Genomic DNA, 19,311 nt, shown 5'->3' on the forward strand with positions numbered 1-19,311 from the left:
CAAAACCAACAATGCCTCAGTTCTGCATGCTGGTCCGCGAGACCTCTGGCTTGAGCAACTGCATCTGCTGACGGTAATCATCCGTCACCTGACGTGCCTGGCTGCTGCTGGTGATGACCCGCGGCGTGATCAGCACGATCAGCTCGGTACGGCCCTTGGATTTGGTGGTATTGCCGAACAACCATCTCAAGCCCGGGATGCGGCCCAGGTAAGGTACGGCGCTGACCGTCTCGGCATTATCCTGCTTGATCAAACCGCCCAGCAGCACGGTCTGACCGCTCTGCGCGGCCACCTGCGTGGCGACCGAGCGCGTGGAAATACGCGGATTGCCGTTGGCGTCAGTGGTGCCGCTAGTGGTGTCGGCACTGCTGACCTGCTGCTGAATGTCCATGTACACCAGCCCGCCCGGATTGATGCGCGGCACGACGTCGAGAATCACACCGGTCTGCACGTATTCGACGCTGCTCAATGTGGTGTTGGTGGAGGTGTTGGTGTTGATCGACGTCTGGCTGATCGGGATGTTGTCGCCGACCTGAATCTGCGCCTGCTGGTTATTCATCACCACCAGCGACGGTGCCGACAGGACCTGGGTGCGGCCATTGGTTTCCAGCGCACGTAAGGCGACCTGCAGGTTGTTGCTGACGAAGGAATAGAAGAACGCGTCAGTAGAAGCCAGCGCAGCCCCGCCAGTACCAATCGCACCCTGGCTGCCCGCAGTGTTGGTCACGTTGCCGGTTGTGCCCGAATTCCCCGCGAGGCGTCCCAGATACCACTGCACGCCCATGTCCAGCTCACCCGTTAGCGAGACTTCCAGAATGCGCGTCTCGATTTGTACTTGCAGCGGCGGGTTGTCGAGGCGCTTGATCGCCGACTCGATTTCCTTCCACTGCGCAGGACGGGTGCGCACCAGCAACTGGTTGCTGCTCTTCTGCGCAGTGATACGCGTGCTGGCGTCCAGAGACTTGCTGTTGCCGTTCGCTCCTCCACCCTCCTGGCTGGCCGAATCCGATTCACTGCTGCTCTGATCGTCGCCCTCGGATTCGCTGTCGCCACTGTTCTGGCTGTTGTTCATGCCCTGGCTGTTACCAAAGCCGCCGCCATTACTCATGCCACCGCCGTTGCTGCCCAGCCCGTTGGAACTGCTCATGCCGCCGACACCGCTACCGCCATTGGAGTTGAGCGATGACAAAGTGGTAGTGCGCAGCCCCGGCGCAACCTTGGCTGCCGAATCTTCCTTGATGGCACCCGACCCGTAGATCTGCCGCAGGTATTTGGCCAGATCGGTGGCTTTCATGTTGCGCACGTCGTACACGTACATCTGCGGCTCGTTACCGCCGCCTTCATCGATGGTATGAATCCACTCGCCGACTTCGCGCAGGTATTCCGGCTGTGACGAAATCGCCACCACCGAGTTGGTCCGCTCGATCGGCAGGAAACGCACCATGCCCGCCAGCGGCATGCCGCTCTCCGGGCCGAACATTTTCTGCAACTCGGGCATCAGCTCGCCGACCGAGGCACGTTGCAGGCCGAATACGCCGACCGACATGCCTTTGAGCCAGTCCACATCAAAGGTGTCGATGGTGTCCTGATAGTTGGCCAGTTCTTCGGGCGTACCCGCCAGGCTCAGTACATTGCGCGCCGGATCAACCAGCAGGAATGCGTTTTCCCGAGCGAACGGCTTGAGCAGCTTCTGCATTTCGCTCGCAGAGATGTAGCGCAACGGAAACAGCCGCGCCGACATGCCCGGCGACGGTTGCGCCACCGGCATTTCCGGCACCAGCTTGCCGGCCACGGCCTGGTTCGAGGGCAGGATTACATAGCGATTGCCCTGCTTGATCATCGCGTTGTCGGTCCAGGACAGCAACGTTTCGAGAATCGATAACGCTTGCTGCTTGTTGACCGGCTTGGAGGTCGAGAAGCTGACATCGCCCTTCACACCCTGGGCAATGCTGTAATTCTCGTGCAGCAGATCGCCCATGATGCTGTTGATCACCGCCTGAATCGGCTGATTGGTGAAATTGAAGACGATGTCACCGGTTTCGGCCGGACGCGCCGCCGGAGCAGCAGCGGGCTGGCGGATGAAACGCTGGTTGCCTCTGATGATCTGGCGCTGCGGCGAGCTCGCCGGTTGCTGTGAAGGTGGCTCGACTGGCGGTCGTTCGCTGCGCGGGTCTACCGGCGGGCGTTGTGAACCGGTTCCCTGGAGCGCTTCCTGCAGCATGCCATTGTCGGGATCGAGAGTGTCGGGCTTTGACGCGCAGCCGCCTAGGGCGACGGCGGTAGCCAGGCAAAGCAAAGGTGTGCGCAAGGTAGCGATGGCAGGAACTCCAGAAAAGGTACCCATCACAGGGTGGAATCGTTGGTTAAGGTAATCGGCGGTGTACTCGACGGCGGCGGCAGACGCAACGCGGGCAGGCGCAGCATTTGCGTGCGGCCATCGAGTTGAAAGGTAGCCTGGGTAGGCTCCAGGCGGTCCAGCGTCCAGCCGTTGGGCAGGCGATCGCCCTGACGGATCTTCAACGCCGGACCGCTGGCTTGTTTAATCAGTGCGACACGTAGCGAGCCGTCCATGATCACCCCGGTCAGGGTCAGGCCGGCCAGGCTGGTGGCCTGCGCGTCGGCTTTGCGAACAGCGACATCCGGGCTGCGGTCAGGACTGAACAGCGGGGTTTTCCAGGTATTGGCCAGGCTGTCCAGTGTCGCCGACGGCGCATTTTGGGTCTGCGCCTTCTGATCGATCGGGTTGCGCGGTGCCTGCTCCGGCAGCCAGTCGGGCGAGTGCGCAGCGCCGCTGAAAATCAGGGCGATCAGCCCCGCCAGCAGCGCGGCCAGAGCCAATAGCGACCACTCCAGCGGGCGTAAGGAACCGATCATTGCTCACCCTCCCCGGCGCTGGCCGGTTGCAGGTAGCCACGCACCAGCAGGTGCACCACCAGTTTGCCGGCGGCACCGCTGGCCGGAGCATTGGCATCGCGACGCATACTCATCTCGTCAATGAACAGAAACGGGCGCTGGTACTCCAGCGCATGCAGGATGGCCGTCAGCGGTTCGATGGCGCAGTTCAGGGTCAGGCTGACCTTGACCTGCCGATATGGCTCGGCGCTGTCCTGCTCTGGCGTGATCGGCATGCGCTGGGTCAACTCGCAGCCGCCGCCGGTGCTGGCCTGGCTGCTGATCAGGTCGGCAATGCGCTGCATCAGATCCGCCGCCACAGCACTCGGGTCTTCGCCCGGCAACAGACTGGTGCTGCTGGCCGGGTCACTACGGGCCTGTTCCAATTGCTCACGCAATGAGTCGCCCTGCTGCAAAAGGCCGGCGTAACGCTGCTGTTGTTCGCGCAACTGGTCGGTCTGCTCGCTGATATCGCGCAAGGGTCCGGCGAACCAACTGTCGATCAACAGCCAGTAAGCCAGGCATAGCACCAGGGCAAGAATCATCAGGGCCGCGCCCCGCCGCTCACGGCTTGTCAGTGGACGGCGCATCGGCGTTCTCCTGATGCTGGTTCTGGTGCAAATGCGCACGCAGTGAATACTGATCCTTGCCGGTCTTGGTGTCGGGCTGGATCACGCCCTGAAACTGCGCGTTGTCCAGACTGTGACAATCCTTGACGCGGCCAATCAGGGCACTGGCCTTGGCGCTTTGCCCGGAAAACGCGACTTCGGCGCTGTCACTGATTTCCAGATGCTCGATCCAGGTGTCCGAAGGCAGGCAAGCGGTCAATTCGCTGAGCAGCGCCGACAGCGGCGGTTGCGCAGCCTTGCGACGGATCAGGTAATTGGCTGCGCCCAGCGTGTTGGTCAATTGCTGGCGCAGCTGTTGAATCTCACCCACCCGGGCCTTCTGCGCCTGGACGCTGGCCTGCATGTCATCGAGCAGGCTCTGCCGGTCATTCAGCCACAGCAGCATGGCGCTCAGCAGCAAACCGGCACACAGCCAGAGCAGCCAGCGCTGCAAACGATGACCAGAGTGCGATTGCTGCGGGCGCAGTGGCATCGGCAACAGGTCGATGCCCATGCGCTGCCCGGCAGTACCCATGTCGGCAGTTCCCATGTCAGTGACGACATCTACCGCATCGGGACGCAAACCGCGCTCGGCGCACTCGCTGAGTATCGCGTCCAGCCGCTCGCGCAATATCGCCACCAGTGTGACCTGCACAAAACTCGCGCTGCGACTGTCCTGACGGGCCACAAAATACAACTGGCCAGCGTCGAACGGGGTGAAGCGGTCCAGCTCGTAACCGACGACGGTGGACAGATTACGCGCTGCGGCAGCTGGCAGTTGCAAGGGCTGCACCAGCACCGCCGACGCCGGTAGCAACAACACACGTCGTGCCTGAGGCGAGGCATCGGGCAGCGGCTCGACCAGCGGCCAGACGTGCGCCTGCTCCAGGGTCTCGCGGCCCAGCCAGCGACGCACACGCGGCGGCAGGCAGGCGCGAAGCTCCGCGACCCACCATTGCCAACCGTGTTGCGCCGGACTGCCACGCCACTGCCGGGCGACCTGTTCGCGTAACGCGTAGACAGGCGCCAGACGTGCAGAAACTGATGAATTCATTCTTGCCAACGCAACACCCTGTAGGGCTGTGCGCCTCCCTCCGATGGGCTCAATAAAACAGTGGTTTGTAACAGGGCAGTCACACCGCCCGGTCTTTCTGCGCGGCTGTCGATGGCCAGCACTTCACCTGGATCGGCCCCGACCGCGCTTTGGTTCGGCAGGTTCAAGGCCCGTCGCAGCAACGCCGAAGCGAATGCCGGGTCGGGCCGATCCAGGCCGCTCCATAATGTTATTTCCGGCAACAGCCGGGCATACAACGCCTGACTCATGCCCGGCAGCTGGCGTACTTCCTCAACCACCCGCAACGGTGACTGACCGCCGTTGCGCTGCTCTTCCAGCACCTGGGCAATACCGCTGGCCTGATTTTTAGCCGCACCGCAAGCCTGCAACAGCCGCGATATATCCGCCACCGGCGCGCTGTTGAGGTCCAGCTTGCCGCGCTCGCTCCTGATGCTGACGAGCAACTGCGTATCATCCATCCGCAACGACACCAGACGCCCATCGGCAATCCAGCGTTTGCGCTGCGCAGGATCAAGCAAACCCTGCACAGCCATATTCATGCCAGCTTCGGCAGCCATCAGTGCCTGAGTGTTCTGGCGCAACCAGAGTGCCTGCCGGCTTTCCAGTTGCACCCACCCGGCCAGCCCGCCAAGCAGCAGGCTCAACAGCGCGAGCACCCAAAGCACCACCAGCAGCGCAACACCACGCTGCTGTCGACTGACTATATTCATTCGCCGCCCGCCCCACCGGACAGGTCCAGACGCAAAGCGACTACTTCGGGGACCCACTTCACCGCCCCGCTGGTCTTCAGGTCGATCCTTACAGCACCGGGCAAACGATTCGGCCAGGGCCATTCGGCCATCCAGCCTGTCGGCTTGCCCTTGGGGGTCAGCCCGCGATAACTGAACGTCAGTGACTCGACGTTTTGCAACAACACCTGAGGCTCACCCCACGGTTTCAGGGCAATGCCATTTGCACCAGACTGGACCTGAGCAAAAGACACTTGCAAAGACCGATGGCCTTGCGGCCCCCCAAGTTCCAGGCTGTGCACCTGTATGCCACCGCCCAGCTCACCGGGCAACGTCGCGACAAAGCGCAACTGCTGCGCCGAGCCTTCAAAAAAACCGCTGTTGACGTCGTCTTCGGCAGACGTATCCAACGGCAGGGCCTGGCCGATCGAGCTACGCAAAAACGCCTGCGCGGCGCGGACTTCGTCCAGGTTCACGGTGTAACGTTCGGCCTTGAGCACCGCACGGTTGGCGCCCAGCAGCGCCCCTGCAACCAACACCAGCAACACGCCCAACAAACTGATCACCAACAGTACTTCCAGCAGCGTGAAACCACGCTGGGTGCGGGTCATGATCCGGCCCCGCTGACAGCGCCGCGCAGTTTAAGCGTACTGAACTGCGCCTTGCGCTGGTGCTCGCTGAGCATCAGGTCGAGGCGAAACATCCGCGCCTCACCATTGGCACCCGACAGTTGACGGATATCCAGGGTCCAGTCGATACCTGCTAGCGTTCCCTGACGCGTACCGTTTTCCAGCGGGCCGGCACTTTCCTGATCCATAATCGTACGTGCTGCATGGCTGATCCGGTCACTGCGCGACACCTGTTGCAGAGAGCGGGCGCTCTGCCCGAACGCAACCAGCAGAACGCCGCTGCACACTGCCATAACGGTCAATGCAGCAAGCATCTCCAGCAGGGTGAACCCCGACTGCGATGTTTTCATTAAAGCGACCGTACCTGAACGCTACCGGTCAGCCAGCCAATATCAATACGCCAGCGCCGGTCGCCGTCGGCGACAACCACGTTGCCGCCACTGGAACCGCCATCCGGGTAGAACTCCACAGATGAGCCGAGATCCGAAGCGGTCTGCATGGTCACATGCAGATTTTCAGGCCAGTGCACCTCACGCTTGCCGGGTGCCTTGAACGTCGCCTTGCGCAGATTGAACTCAGTGCGTGCAGGCTGACCGGTGACAATCGCGCGCACTCTGGTTGCCCTGAGCGCCTCGACCATGTCGCCGACCGCGCGTCGCTCACTGGCGGTACTCAAACCCTGTTGCAGACCGAAACCCACCAGACCGACGGCAATGCTCATCAACACCAGCACTACCAGCATTTCCATGAGGGTAAAACCCCGGCTTGCGACAGGCGTTCTCATGCCGAACGTTACTCCCAGTTACCCAGGTCGGCGCTGTACCCTTCGCCGCCCGGCTGACCGTCCTGGCCATAGAAAATCAGGTCAAAGCTGCCGTGCTGGCCCGGGAAGCGGTAGCCGAATGCGTGGCCGAACGGGTCTTTAAGGTCCGAAGGCTTGGCGTAAGGGCCGTTCCAGTTCGAGGCGTTACCCGGTCTCTCGGTCAATTGCTGCAAGGTCTTGGGTGGCGAACCGACGTCCAGCGCATAGCTTTCGATCTTCATGCCCAGGCTGGCCAACTGAGCCTTGCCTGCGCCGTATTTGCCCTTGTCGACGTTGCCGCCTACCTGGCGCACGACGATGGTCGCAACAATGCCCAGCAAAACGATAACCGCGAGCATTTCCAGCAAAGTGAAACCGCCCTGTCGGCGTGCGGGTTTGAAGCGTGTGCGGCTAAAAGTCATCGGAGTGGTTTCCTCTTTCATGGATTCAGATATTGCTGGTCAGGCTCATCAGCGGCAGCATGATGGCCAGCATGATCACCGCGACCATGCCCGCCATCACCACGGTCAGCGCGGGGACCAGCGCCGCCAGCATGCGGTCGATACCCCGCTTGGCTTCGACGTCGAACACATCGGCGACCTTCATCAGCATGGTGTCCAGTTCGCCAGCCTGTTCGCCGACCTCGATCATTTGCAGCGCCAGATCCGGCAGCAGCGGTTGCGCGCCGAACGCACTGGCCAGCGTGCCGCCGCCCTTGACCGACTCGGCCGCCTGCTCTACTTGCGCCTGCAAGGCGCGATTGGTGCATACCTGGCGAGCGATCACCAGCGCCTGTAACAACGCCACTCCATTGGTCAACAGCGTGCCAAGCGTTCGAGTCAGACGCGCTGCCTCGATGCGTTGCAGCAAGGGACCGATCACCCGAATGCCAAGTATGCGGCGGTCGCGGCGTTCACGGCGCTGTGGGTCGCGCATGCGAATGGCCATGCCCCAGATCAGCGCGATCAGGCCCGCCAGAACAGCCAGGCCGTAGTTGCTCAAAAATTGTCCGAGGTTGAGAATGACCTCGGTGATCAACGGAATCGGCACGCCGAGATCCTTGAAGATCGGTACGAATTGCGGCACTACATAAGCCAGCAAAAGGGCCAGCGAGCCCAGTACGCCGACCACCAGAAAGGCCGGATAGATCAGCGCGTTGATGACCTCGCCACGCAGCAGTTGGCTACGTTCCAGATAATCACTCAGTTGACGCAGCGTGCTTTCCAGCGCGCCCCCCGCTTCGCCGGCGCGAACCATGCTTATATAAAGCGGCGAAAACTGTGTGCCCTCTTCTTCCAGCGCAACGGACAATGGCTTACCGGCCTTGACCTGTTCGCGGATGCGCTCGATCAATGCCTTGGTCTGCGGTTGTCCAGGCTGTTTGAGCAGAATTCCAAGAGATCGTTCCAACGGCTGCCCGGCACCGAGCAACGTTGCGAGCTGCTGCGTGAAACTGACCAGCGCTGCCCCATTGAGCAAGCCGCTGCCCAGCGCGCGGCGCAAACCGCCCATACCGGCCGCGTCAATCTGCAAGACCATCAGACCACGCTTTTGTAGCGCGGCGATTGCAGCATCCTGATCGCGGGCTTCCAGCGTGCCGTTCTGCGGCGCGCCTTGAGCATCCAGTGCACGGTACTTGAACAGGCTCATGTGCCTTCACCTCGGGTGACGCGCAGCACTTCTTCCAGCGAAGTCACCCCGGCCACGGCCTGGCGCAGCCCCTCTTCATGCAGCGTGCGCAACCCGCCGCGTCGGGCAGCTTCTTCCAGCGTCGAAGCATCGGCGTGACGCATCAACAGACTGCGCAGCTCCTCGTTCATAACCAGCAACTCGGTGATTGCACTGCGCCCCCGGTAACCGCCGCCAGGTGCATCGGCACGCGGGCGATACAGGCGAATCGGGCGTTCATCAGTGAAGCGCTCCAGCCCGTGCTCGGCAATCAACTCCGGCGGCGCATCGAAGGCTTCCCGGGTTGCCGGATCAAGACGGCGGACCAGACGCTGGGCCAGAATGCCGTTGACCGTCGAGGCGATCAGGTAGCTTTCGACGCCCATGTCCAGCAGACGGGTAATACTCGCCGCCGCACTGTTGGTGTGCAGCGTCGAGAGCACCAGGTGACCGGTCAACGAGGACTGAATGGCGATACGGCAGGTTTCCAGGTCACGCATCTCACCGATCATGATGACATCCGGGTCCTGACGCACGATGGAGCGCAGCGCCCCGGCGAAGTCCAGGCCAATGGAAGGCTTGACCTGAATCTGATTGATGCCTTCGAGCTGATACTCGACCGGGTCTTCGACGGTGATGATCTTGCGCTCGGCGGTATTGAGCCGTGAGAGCGCAGTATAAAGAGTGGTGGTCTTGCCGGAGCCGGTCGGCCCGGTGACCAGCAGAATGCCGTGTGGACGCTCGAGCACGTCGAGAAATTCATCCAGCCGTTCGCCATCGAAACCCAGGCTGGGGAAATCGAAATTGATGGTCTGCCGGTCCAGCAAACGCATGACCACCGATTCGCCGAAGCTGGTGGGCACCGTAGACACCCGCAGGTCCAGCTCCTTGCCCTGGATGCGCAGCATGATCCGGCCATCCTGCGGCAGACGACGCTCGGCGATGTCCAGCCGCGCCATGATCTTCACCCGGGAAATAACCGCCGCCGAAGAACTGGACGGTGGCGCTTCGGCTTCATGCAGTACGCCGTCGATGCGGTAGCGCACCTTTAACTGGCTTTCGAACGGCTCGATATGAATGTCCGACGCACGCTGTTCGACCGCGCGTTGCAGAATCAGGTTGACCAGACGAATGACCGGCGCTTCGGAGGCCAGATCCTTGAGGTGCTCGATGTCTTCCAGCGAGCCGCCCTCCTCATCGAGGTTCTCGATCAGGGTGCCCATCGCCGAGCGACCCTGTCCGTAATAGCGCTCAATAAGGGTTTCGACTTCATTGCGCAGCCCGATGGACAGCCGCACCGGCACTTCGCAGGCATAAGCGATGGCCTGGAACGGGTACAGCGTACCGGGGTTGGCGCTGAGCACTTGCAGCCCTTGATCGCTCCAGCCTACAGGCACGACTTGATAGTGGCGCATGAAGCGCTCGGTCAAAGGCGGCAAGGGGTCGAGCAGCGGCGGCACAGCGTCAGCGAGCAACAGCGGCGCCTGCAACAGTGCAGCCCATGCGCGGGCCAGTTCAAATTCGGAAACCAGACCCAGACGAGTCAACAACCCGAGCAGCTCGGTGCCTTCAGACTCCTGCTGCAAACGTTGCGCCCGCTCCAGATCGGCCATTTTCAGACCCGCGTGCTCGGTCAGCCAGGCGCAAACCTGCGCGGCATCCGGAATGAGGAGACGGGAAACATCGACGGGAACTGGCGGCATGGATGAGGGCATTTTGCTACTTCGGAGGGACATGTTACAGCACTCTCCGACTGGAAAGTGCTGTGCTCAAAGGCTTCAAACGATCAGTTTGACTGCTTTTGAGTGGTTGCGTTCTGCGGGCGACCACCTTTTGTCGTTTCGGCCTTCTGGTTTTGCGCCTTCTGCGCTGCCTTGGCGTCCTGGGTCTGGGTCATAACGGTCTCGTCGCTGGCACCGGAAGTCGCGTCTGCGTCTGTCGCGTCGTCAGCAAAGACCGCACCACTCAGGGCAAGACCCAACACCAAACCGGCACTCATCATGGAAAACTTCATCGTATTAACTCCTCGAAAAACAAAAAGAGCCCCGCAAAAAAAAGCGGGGCAGTTGTAGAAACCGGGCAAGAACTAGCGCACAGCAAACGTCGCAACTTGCGAGCTGTCTTTTTTCGTCCTGAAAAACCTTAAACCCATCGACCAGTAGGTTTAACAAGAGTTCCTCATTTGTAAAGAAAAAATACGAAATCGAAGAAAAATACGCTTTTATTTGACATTTATGCCTTGTTTTAGACTTAATTGTACCGTTTTGTAGATTCAAAACGCCACTGCGTGATGTCACTTTAGTGGCGCACCACAAGTAAAAAAATAAACGCCAAACAAAACTAATACGGCAACTAAGGAGTCCTAACTCGCGCCCTGACAACAGGGAATAAACGCGACGACGGGAAACTGTTGCCGAAAGAAAAAGTTGGCGGAAAGCGGTAAATAAGAACGCAGTGATCCTGCGCACGTGCGCAGGCAGACAGTTATTTGAAACGCAGTTGGAGAGCAATATGAACAAGCGAAAGATGATAGGCGCGCACTCGGCGCTGGCCTTGCTGGCATTGGCAGTATCCCAGGTGCACGCCGCTGACCCTACCGTGCAACAAGGGCGTGAAGATCGCGCCGAAAAAGCCGCACAGAAAACCCTGGCCAAAATGACCATGGAAGAAAAGCTGGCCTACATCGGCGGCACCGGCGGCTGGGACGTCAAGCCGCTGACCAACTACGGCATTCCGCAGATCCACGGCGCTGACGGCGGTGTCGGCGTGCGCTACACCAGCGAAGGCAACGATCAGGGTGTTGTTTACCCGTCCGGTCCTAACCTGGCCGCCACCTTCAACCCACGTCGTGCCATCGACCTCGGCCGCGCGCTGGGTTATGACACTGCCGTCGGCGGCTACCAGTTCATCACTGGTCCCGGCGTCAATTTGTATCGCATGCCGTACGGCGGCCGTGCGTTCGAATACCTCTCCGGTGAAGACCCGTTCCTCGGCGCCAGCCTGGCACCAGGCGTCATCAACGGTATCCAGTCTCGTGGTGTATGGGCCAACGCCAAGCACTACGCGGCCAACGATCAGGAAAGCAACCGCTTCAATCTGAACCAGACAATGCCAGAGCGCGTTCTGCGCGAAATGTCGCTGCCTGCGTTCGAATCGTCGTCGAAAAACGGCAATGTGGCGATGATGATGTGTGCCTTCCAGAAGGTGAACGGTGATTTCGCCTGCGAAAGCGACCACCTGATCGCCCAGATCCTGAAGAAGGAATGGGGCTTCAAAGGCTTCGTACAGAGCGACTACAACGCTGTCGTTCACGGTTTTAACGCTGCCCGCGCCGGTACCGATCTGGACATGATGGGCTACCAGATGAACAGCTCCGTGCTGAAGCCGCATCTGGACGCCGGCGACCTGAGCGCTGCGACCATCGACGACAAGGTCCGCCGCATCCTCAAGCAGATCTACCTGTACAAGTTCGACAGCAAGACGCCGCTGACCACGCACAACATGAACAGCTCGACCAGCAACAAGGTTGCTCTGAACGCTGCGCGTGAAGGTATCGTCCTGCTGAAAAACCAGGACAATCTGCTGCCGCTGGACAAGCAGAAAGTCAAGAAAATCGCCGTAGTCGGCACCCTGGCCAAGTACTCGCCACCGACCGGTTTCGGCAGCGCCAACGTTATGGCCAGCCATTACGTCAGCGAATTGAGCGGCCTGCAACAAATCGCGCCTAACGCCAAGGTCGACTTCATCGAAGGCCTGTCGCTGGACCCAAGCACCAGTGCCTGGACCACCACCGACGCAACGGGCAATGAAGTTCAGGGCATGAAGGTCGAGTACTTCAGCAACACCAACTGGTCTGGTGATGCAGCGGTCACCCGCACCGAGAAGCATGTTGACCTGGACTGGGCCAACGACAAAAACCTGCCGTTCGAAAGCAACACGTCGACGTCCGATCCGTACACCAGCAAAGGTTCGACTGCTGGCGAACTGAACGGCGATACATCGTCGACATCGATTCGCTACACCGGCAAGGTCACCCCGACCCAGAGCGGCGAGCAGGTGTTCAAGGTGCGTGCCGACGGCGCCGTGCGTCTGTGGGTCAACGGCAAGAAAATCATCGACAACGGTGACGGCAAGCCGCTTCCGGGCAACAGCATTCCGCCAACCATTCCAGAGTTCGCCAAGATCAATCTGGAAGCAGGCAAGTCTTACGACGTGAAGCTCGAGTACTCGCGTCGTGCCGGCTACCTGTCGACCATGGGCGGCCTGGTAGGTGTGCAGTTGAGCTCCGCTTCGCTGAACGCTCCTCAGGACCTGTCCGGTTATGACGCCGTCGTGGTTGCCGTGGGTAACAGCAACGAATACGAAGGTGAAGGTTTCGACCACAGCTTCGATCTGCCTGAGTTCCAGAACGAGCTGATCCAGAACATCGCCAAGGTCAACCCCAATACCGTGGTGACCATGTATGGCGGTACGGGTCTGAAGATGAGCGACTGGATCGAACAGGTTCCAGCAGCGCTGCACGCTTTCTACCCAGGTCAGAACGGTGGTCAGGCCCTGGCCGAGATCCTGTTCGGCAAGGTCAACCCGTCGGGCAAGTTGCCGATCAGTATCGAACGCAACATCGAAGACAACCCGGCTTACGCTTCCTTCCCGAAATTCGATAATCAGAACACTCTGACCGAAATGGATTACAAGGATGACCTGCTGCTGGGTTATCGCGGATACGAGAAGAAAGGCATCAAGCCGCTCTACCCGTTCGGCTACGGTCTGTCGTACACCACGTTCGGCTACAGCAACATCAAGGTCACGCCAGGTGTCGCGGTCGGCAATACGCCGATCAAGGTGTCCTTCGACCTGAGCAACACCGGCAAGGTCGGTGGTTCGGAAGTCGCTCAGCTGTACGTTGGCCAGCAGAACCCGAAAGTCGAGCGTCCGATCAAGGAACTCAAAGGCTACAAGAAGGTGTTCCTCAAGCCGGGTGAAAGCAAGCGTGTGACCATCGAGTTGAATGACCGCTCGCTGGCCTACTTTGACGAGAAGAGCAAGCAGTGGGTGGTCGATGCCGACACCTTCAACATCTCGCTCGGTTCGTCGTCGCAGGACATCCGCCTGAACGCCAAGCTGGTCAACTCGTTCCGTCAGGAACTGTCGACCACCACCAGCAACCCGCTGCCACGCTCCGCTCTGAACTCGGTTCTGGTCGAGAAACCACCGGTCAAGACCGGTGGTGTATTCAAGCAGACCGTCGAGTAAGCGTTAGCTGACTGAAGGGTAAACGGACAAATAAAGGCTCAGGGACGAGCCCTTACCGCTGCATCGACCTGCGCAATGTAGGTATCGAAACACTCGACCAGGTCCACCTGATCGGGAAAGCGTAACCACTGAATCTGCAAGCCATCCATCATCGCCAGAATCTGCCGGATGATCTTGTCCAGATCCACATCCGCACGCACTTCCCCGCGCTCCACCAAACCTGCAAACTGTCCCATCAAGTTCGCGTGAATACGCTCGTAGCGCGTCTGGAACCATTCAAAGGCAGGCTGGTTTTCCAGCAGACTTTCCGCATTGAGAATCGAAAAGGCACGCACCACGCCGGGCGCCGTGGCGTTGGAACGGTTGATAGCGCGCAGGCCGCCGAGCAGGCCGGTCAACGTGTTGTCGGTGCGCACCTCGGCAGCAATGCGGCTATTGACCTCATCGCGTCGGTCCAGCACGCCCATCAATAGCGAGATCTTGCTGGGAAAATGGTGCAGCAGCCCGGCGACGGAAATACCGACGATGGCCGCTACCTTAGCCACCGAAGCGCCGGTATAGCCCTCAAGGGAAAACACTTGCAAGGCCGCATCAAGCAGCTCTTTGCGGCGTTTTTCACCCTTTGGCGCGCGCCTGTGTCGGGTGACTGCCGTGCCCGTTTCCGTGGGGTCATGCAGAGTCATATCAGGCTCCTTCTTGAACAGCCGCGTACCCTAACCATTCAGGCGACTACTGGCAACGCTATTGAAGCGGATTGTTGGACAATTTCATTTTGCGCGGTCATTCAGATTCAACACAATTGCCACTGCAATCAACACCAGGCTGATCGCCAACGACAACCACAGCAGGCCGCTGTCGCCCTGCCCTTCACGCACCCACGCAAAAAACCACGGAGCGCCAGCTGACAGCAGAAAGGCAGGAGCCAGTAATCGGCCCTGCAGGTGTACGTAATGCGAATGTGCAAACAGCTCAAAGGGTAGATTCGCCCTCAGCAATGTGGCCAGCCCGTTCATCGCGCCATAACCGAACAGGAACATGCAAGCCAGCAGGGTATGGCCCTGGCTGAGCAGCGCCAGGGTAAAGCACAGCACCATTCCCCCAGCGACCCTGACATTCAGGCGCAGTGCAGGCATCGACTGCGCCAGCAAAGCCTGCGCCAGACGCGCGCAGGTCTGACCGATGCCCCACAGCGCTGCCAGCACGACCGGCACACCCAAACCAGCCAGCAACGCGGGTAAATGGGCAGACAGACCGGCTGACAGGAACGCGATCAGGGACATGCTCAGGGCGTAGCCGAGCTGAGGTATCCAGGGCGTGGTGTCAGCGGGCGCAGGCACGGCCGGCACGGCGTTCAAGACCGGCAACCGGGAGTCCGGCAGGCCGCTGACCAATAACCCGCTGAGCAATGCCAGGCAGCCGTAGACCGCAACAGCACTACGCCAGCCCAACGCATTCAACAAGCCGTGGCCCAGCGGCCAGAATACCGCCGAGGCCAGCCCGCCCAACAAGGTAATCTGCACCATCAGCGCCCGCGAGCGTGCACCGAACAGCGCTGCCAGGGCAGCAAACAGCGCATCGTAAAGTGACAAACGCATGCCGACGCCCAGCACTGCCCAGCCAAGAAACCACAACTGCGGGGTATTGCACACAGCCAGCACGCAGCAGCCAAGCGCGTTGAGCCCGGCCCCATATTGCAACACCTGCCGTGCACCGAGACGCTGGAGCAAACGCGCACTGAAGATTGAAACCAGGCCCATGACCAGCAGCGCGACTGACAGTCCGGAAAAAACCTGCTGGCCGCTCCAGCCCAGATCATCGGCAATCGCATTGCCGAAAGCCCCCGGCAGATAAAACGTCACCCCCCAAGTGATCAGTTGCGCGAGCCCCAGTTTGACTACCGCCAGCCTGGACAGATCAGCGCGGTCCACGTCAGTCAGGCCCGCTCGGAAGGTGCACTGCCCGAGCCGTCGCCGAGCATGCGCTGCATCAGCACGGTGTCCACCCAGCGACCGTGCTTGAAGCCGACTGACTCGAATACCCCGACACGGCGAAAACCCAGGCGCTCGTGCAGACGCAGCGACGCGATATTCTCGCTATTGCCGATCACCGCGACCATCTGCCGCCAGCCGCCCTGCTCGCAGCGCTGTACCAGCTCGCCAAGCAATGCCAGACCGATCCCCCGCCCGCCCATACCGTCCCGTATATAAACCGAGTCTTCTACGGTAAAGCGGTAGGCAGGACGCGGACGATAGGGTGTGGCGTAGCCATAGCCGACCACCTCCCCGGCGAGCTCGGCCACCAGATATGGCAGGCCGTTGACGAGCACCTGCGCACGGCGCTGCAACAGCTCGGCGACACTCGGCGGATCGAGTTCGAAACTGGAAATGCCATGCAGCACATGATCGGCGTAGATCGCCTGTACGGCAGGCATGTCTTGATCACACGCATCACGCAGGATAAAGGTCGGGGTCATATCGGGCTCTGGGCAAATGTCGTTGGATGAGTGCAATCATGCCGCTCACCACACCGTTAAAAAAGCTATGTTTTATCATTCACAGCATAAGAAATACTTTGCCATGCGCCGACTCAACCTGAATCACTTGCACACCTTCTCGCTGGTCATAGCGCACGGCAGCTTCTCCGCAGCGGCCGAGCGACTGCACCTGACCCAGCCCGCGGTAAGCCTGCAAGTTCGGCAGCTGGAACACCAGTTGAACCTGAAATTGATCGAGCGCGTAGGCAAGCGGCTCAAGCCCACCTCGGCAGGCACTACGCTGCTGGAGCATATTGCGCGCATTGATGCGGTGGTCGAGGACGCCCTGCTGGAGTTGTCCAGTCACGCCAGCGGCGTTGCCGGGCAGGTTGCGATCGGCACTGGCGCGACCGCCTGCATTCATCTGCTGCCGCCCATGCTGCAGGCCTTGCGCCGCCGCTTTGCACAACTGGATGTGCGGGTCAGCACTGGCAACACGGACGGCATTCTCAAGGCGGTGGAGGAAAACCGTCTGGACCTCGCGCTGGTGACGCTGCCCGCCTCGGGGCGTAGCCTGCATATCACCCCGCTGCTTGAGGATGAGTTCGTGGCGATCTTCGCCAGCAGCCAGCAGCCGATTGCCGCTGAAATGACCCCGGAGCACCTCTGCGAACTACCGCTGGTGGTCTTCGAAGCAGGCAGCAGTACCCGGCTGCTGATCAATGAATGGTTCCTGCAGGCCGGAATCCGGGTCAAGCCGGTCATGGAACTGGGCAGCATCGAGGCCATCAAGGAAATGGTCGCGGCGGGCCTGGGCTACAGCATCGTTCCGCGCATGGCGGTTGCTGCGGCCCATCATCGCCGCGGCTTGCAGGTGCTGCCGCTGGTGCCAGGGTTGAGCCGCACACTGGGAATTGCGTTGCGCCAGGACAAACCGGTCAGCAAGGCATTGCGCCAGGTGCTGGATGCGCTGCACAAACTCAACGCCACCCCCCCTTAAAAGTCACAAAGGCGCGCCACGATAGAAGCCTGATTGCGCCCATGCACTATAAAGAGCAGCAACGCTTGACCTGACAAATCAGGGCGACAGTTGCATCAGCAGCGAATCAAGTTGTACGATGACTGCCCACTGGTTTTAGAAAAATGATTGCTGGCCTGCTTTTACACGCCACATCACTGACAATCTGTAAAGCAACTCGGCAACCCATAAGGAGCGCCGGTCCGGATACCTTCCATACCGACCTCCAACCTCAAAACAACAGGAGATACCGATGCCTAACATTCTCGGCCAGAACTTCATCGCTGGCGGCCGCAGCGCTCTGGGTCAAAGCCTGCAAAAAAGTCTGGATGCCACAACAGGCGAAGAACTGCCTTACAGCTTTCATCAGGCTACCGACGGTGAAATCGACGCTGCCGCCCTCGCCGCCAAGGCTGCCTTTCCAGAATTCCGTCAACTGAGCCCGGCCCGCCGCGCCGATTTCCTTGACGCCATTGCCGATGAACTGGATCAACTGGGTGATGATTTCGTCGCCATTGTCTGCCAGGAAACCGCCCTGCCCCAGGCACGTATTCAGGGTGAACGCGGTCGTACCAGCGGCCAGATGCGCCTGTTTGCCAAGGTTCTGCGTCGCGGTGATTTCGTCGGTGCACGCATTGACCTGGCCCTGCCGGACCGCAAGCCGCTGCCACGCGTCGACCTGCGCCAGTATCGCATCGGCGTGGGCCCGGTTGCCGTGTTCGGCGCGAGCAACTTCCCGCTGGCGTTTTCCACTGCTGGCGGTGACACCGCTGCGGCACTGGCTGCCGGTTGCCCGGTGGTGTTCAAGGCGCACAGTGGCCACATGGCGACTGCCGATCTGGTGGCCAGCGCTATCATCCGCGCCGCAGAACGCACTCAAATGCCGAAAGGCGTATTCAACATGATCTTCGGCAACGGCGTTGGTGAAGGTCTGGTCAAACACCCGGCTATCCAGGCCGTTGGTTTCACCGGCTCGCTGAACGGCGGCAACGCTCTTTGCAAAATGGCCGCCGAGCGTCCACAGCCGATTCCGGTGTTTGCCGAGATGTCCAGCATCAACCCGGTAGTGTTGCTGCCAGGTGCCCTGCAGGCACGCGGCGAAACCGTGGCCAAAGAGCTTGCCGGTTCGGTGGTGATGGGTGCCGGTCAGTTCTGCACCAACCCCGGTGTGGTCATCGGCCTGCGCTCCCCGGCGTTTTCCAAGTTCGTCGAGCAACTGACCGAACAGATGGGCAGTCAGGCGCCGCAGACAATGCTCAACGCGGGTGGTCTGCGCAGCTACAGCAAAGGCGTCGAGCATTTGCTGTCGCATCCGGGCGTGACGCATCTGGCTGGCAAGCCGCAGGAAGGCAAGCAGGCGCAGGCTCAGTTGTTCAAGGCTGACGTCAGTCTGCTGCTGAACGGCGACCAGTTGTTGCAGGAAGAAGTTTTCGGCCCGACCACGCTGATAATCGAGGTCGCTGACGATGCGCAGTTGAAAGACGCGCTGCAAGCCTTGCGTGGCCAGTTGACCGCGACTGTGATCGGCGAACCTGCAGACCTGAGCCAATACAATTGGCTGCAACCGATACTGGAAGAGAAAGTCGGCCGTATTCTGTTCAACGGCTACCCGACCGGTGTTGAGGTCTGTGAAGCCATGGTGCATGGCGGCCCGTACCCGGCAACCTCGGATGCACGTGGCACGTCGGTTGGCACTCTGGCCATCGACCGTTTCCTGCGCCCGGTCTGCTATCAGAACCTGGCCGACAGCCAGTTGCCGCCTGCATTGCAGAATGCCAACCCGCTGGGTCTGCGTCGCTTGGTCAACGGTGAATGGAGCGATCAGCCTCTCGTGTAACGACCATCGCTTGACTCGTAAACAAAGCAGCGCGACCTGATGAGGGTCGCGCTTTTTTTTGAAAAATATTTCTTTTTTGTGCTTTAAATCGCTTATAGCGGACCTGTTTTCCAGCCTGGTGGCAGCACCATGGAAGTGCAAAACATGAGCTGTTCATAAAATAACCACACAGCTGTAAGCCACGTGTAACAAGGGTTTCAAAAAGTTACCCACAGACATACCCACGATTTCCGTGGACAACTTTTCATCAATTTCGGACCTTAAAAACCCTGAGCAGCGCAAGCGTAAATTTTTGCAGGTTGCCCACATCCTCAGAGGTGATGGCACC

At 60.2% G+C, this 19,311-nt stretch carries 18 protein-coding genes; 3 read left to right on the top strand and 15 right to left on the bottom strand.

Annotation, left to right across the window (positions count from 1 at the left end; translation table 11 throughout):
* Window positions 1-16: 16 nt before the first annotated feature.
* The 12 genes from gspD to RYB09_RS14230 all read right to left on the bottom strand — a co-directional run bounded on the left by gspD (window position 17) and on the right by RYB09_RS14230 (window position 10,416).
* Window positions 17-2,344, bottom strand: coding sequence for a type II secretion system secretin GspD (gene gspD, locus RYB09_RS14175; RefSeq protein WP_058407789.1), 2,328 nt, complete (start codon window positions 2,342-2,344; stop codon window positions 17-19).
* Window positions 2,344-2,874: a type II secretion system protein N gene (locus RYB09_RS14180; protein WP_057402616.1), complete on the bottom strand. Its 531-nt coding sequence runs from the start codon at window positions 2,872-2,874 to the stop codon at window positions 2,344-2,346. Before RYB09_RS14180 ends, gspD begins: the two co-directional genes overlap by 1 nt.
* A complete protein-coding gene (gene gspM, locus RYB09_RS14185) occupies window positions 2,871-3,482 on the bottom strand; it encodes a type II secretion system protein GspM (protein WP_002553957.1) in 612 nt (203 codons plus the stop codon). The genes RYB09_RS14180 and gspM overlap by 4 nt, the downstream gene beginning before the upstream one ends.
* Window positions 3,457-4,554: a type II secretion system protein GspL gene (locus tag RYB09_RS14190; RefSeq protein ID WP_316889003.1), complete on the bottom strand. Its 1,098-nt coding sequence runs from the start codon at window positions 4,552-4,554 to the stop codon at window positions 3,457-3,459. Before RYB09_RS14190 ends, gspM begins: the two co-directional genes overlap by 26 nt.
* Entirely contained in the window at window positions 4,551-5,285 is a 735-nt protein-coding gene (locus tag RYB09_RS14195) for a general secretion pathway protein GspK (protein ID WP_058400418.1), read from the bottom strand. Before RYB09_RS14195 ends, RYB09_RS14190 begins: the two co-directional genes overlap by 4 nt.
* Entirely contained in the window at window positions 5,282-5,914 is a 633-nt protein-coding gene (locus RYB09_RS14200) for a prepilin-type N-terminal cleavage/methylation domain-containing protein (protein ID WP_002553960.1), read from the bottom strand. Before RYB09_RS14200 ends, RYB09_RS14195 begins: the two co-directional genes overlap by 4 nt.
* The gene (locus tag RYB09_RS14205) at window positions 5,911-6,282 is read right to left on the bottom strand and encodes a type II secretion system protein (RefSeq protein WP_002553961.1); all 372 of its coding nucleotides are present in this window, start codon (window positions 6,280-6,282) and stop codon (window positions 5,911-5,913) included. The genes RYB09_RS14200 and RYB09_RS14205 overlap by 4 nt, the downstream gene beginning before the upstream one ends.
* Window positions 6,282-6,716: a prepilin-type N-terminal cleavage/methylation domain-containing protein gene (locus RYB09_RS14210; protein WP_002553962.1), complete on the bottom strand. Its 435-nt coding sequence runs from the start codon at window positions 6,714-6,716 to the stop codon at window positions 6,282-6,284. Before RYB09_RS14210 ends, RYB09_RS14205 begins: the two co-directional genes overlap by 1 nt.
* Window positions 6,717-6,724: 8 nt before the next feature.
* Window positions 6,725-7,156, bottom strand: a complete 432-nt coding sequence (gene gspG, locus RYB09_RS14215) for a type II secretion system major pseudopilin GspG (RefSeq protein WP_002553963.1) — start codon at window positions 7,154-7,156, stop codon at window positions 6,725-6,727.
* A gap of 25 nt (window positions 7,157-7,181) precedes the next feature.
* On the bottom strand, window positions 7,182-8,384 hold the full coding sequence (gene gspF, locus RYB09_RS14220; protein WP_004665671.1) for a type II secretion system inner membrane protein GspF: 1,203 nt from the start codon (window positions 8,382-8,384) through the stop codon (window positions 7,182-7,184).
* A complete protein-coding gene (gene gspE, locus RYB09_RS14225; protein WP_316889006.1) occupies window positions 8,381-10,105 on the bottom strand; it encodes a type II secretion system ATPase GspE in 1,725 nt (574 codons plus the stop codon). Before gspE ends, gspF begins: the two co-directional genes overlap by 4 nt.
* Before the next feature lie 83 nt (window positions 10,106-10,188).
* Entirely contained in the window at window positions 10,189-10,416 is a 228-nt protein-coding gene (locus RYB09_RS14230) for a hypothetical protein (RefSeq protein ID WP_058400416.1), read from the bottom strand.
* Between the two features lie 497 nt (window positions 10,417-10,913).
* On the opposite strand from RYB09_RS14230, the gene RYB09_RS14235 reads away from it, so the two are divergent.
* Window positions 10,914-13,655: a beta-glucosidase gene (locus tag RYB09_RS14235; protein WP_042931063.1), complete on the top strand. Its 2,742-nt coding sequence runs from the start codon at window positions 10,914-10,916 to the stop codon at window positions 13,653-13,655.
* A gap of 38 nt (window positions 13,656-13,693) precedes the next feature.
* On the opposite strand, the gene RYB09_RS14240 is transcribed toward RYB09_RS14235, so the two are convergent.
* From RYB09_RS14240 to RYB09_RS14250, 3 genes are all read right to left on the bottom strand, one after another.
* A complete protein-coding gene (locus RYB09_RS14240) occupies window positions 13,694-14,338 on the bottom strand; it encodes a TetR/AcrR family transcriptional regulator (RefSeq protein ID WP_058407792.1) in 645 nt (214 codons plus the stop codon).
* Between the two features lie 84 nt (window positions 14,339-14,422).
* Window positions 14,423-15,583: an MFS transporter gene (locus RYB09_RS14245; RefSeq protein WP_316889010.1), complete on the bottom strand. Its 1,161-nt coding sequence runs from the start codon at window positions 15,581-15,583 to the stop codon at window positions 14,423-14,425.
* 5 nt (window positions 15,584-15,588) lie between these two features.
* Complete coding sequence (locus RYB09_RS14250) at window positions 15,589-16,128, bottom strand: GNAT family N-acetyltransferase (protein WP_005780062.1); 540 nt, start codon at window positions 16,126-16,128, stop codon at window positions 15,589-15,591.
* Window positions 16,129-16,231: 103 nt separating this feature from the next.
* Here RYB09_RS14250 and RYB09_RS14255 point away from each other — a divergent pair, with 103 nt between their 5' ends.
* On the top strand, window positions 16,232-17,128 hold the full coding sequence (locus tag RYB09_RS14255; RefSeq protein WP_316889011.1) for a LysR family transcriptional regulator: 897 nt from the start codon (window positions 16,232-16,234) through the stop codon (window positions 17,126-17,128).
* A gap of 271 nt (window positions 17,129-17,399) precedes the next feature.
* Complete coding sequence (locus RYB09_RS14260; protein ID WP_058400412.1) at window positions 17,400-18,983, top strand: aldehyde dehydrogenase (NADP(+)); 1,584 nt, start codon at window positions 17,400-17,402, stop codon at window positions 18,981-18,983.
* Window positions 18,984-19,311: the final 328 nt, after the last annotated feature.

This window comes from Pseudomonas syringae group sp. J254-4 (assembly GCF_032586855.1).
GTDB classification, from domain to species: domain Bacteria; phylum Pseudomonadota; class Gammaproteobacteria; order Pseudomonadales; family Pseudomonadaceae; genus Aquipseudomonas; species Aquipseudomonas amygdali.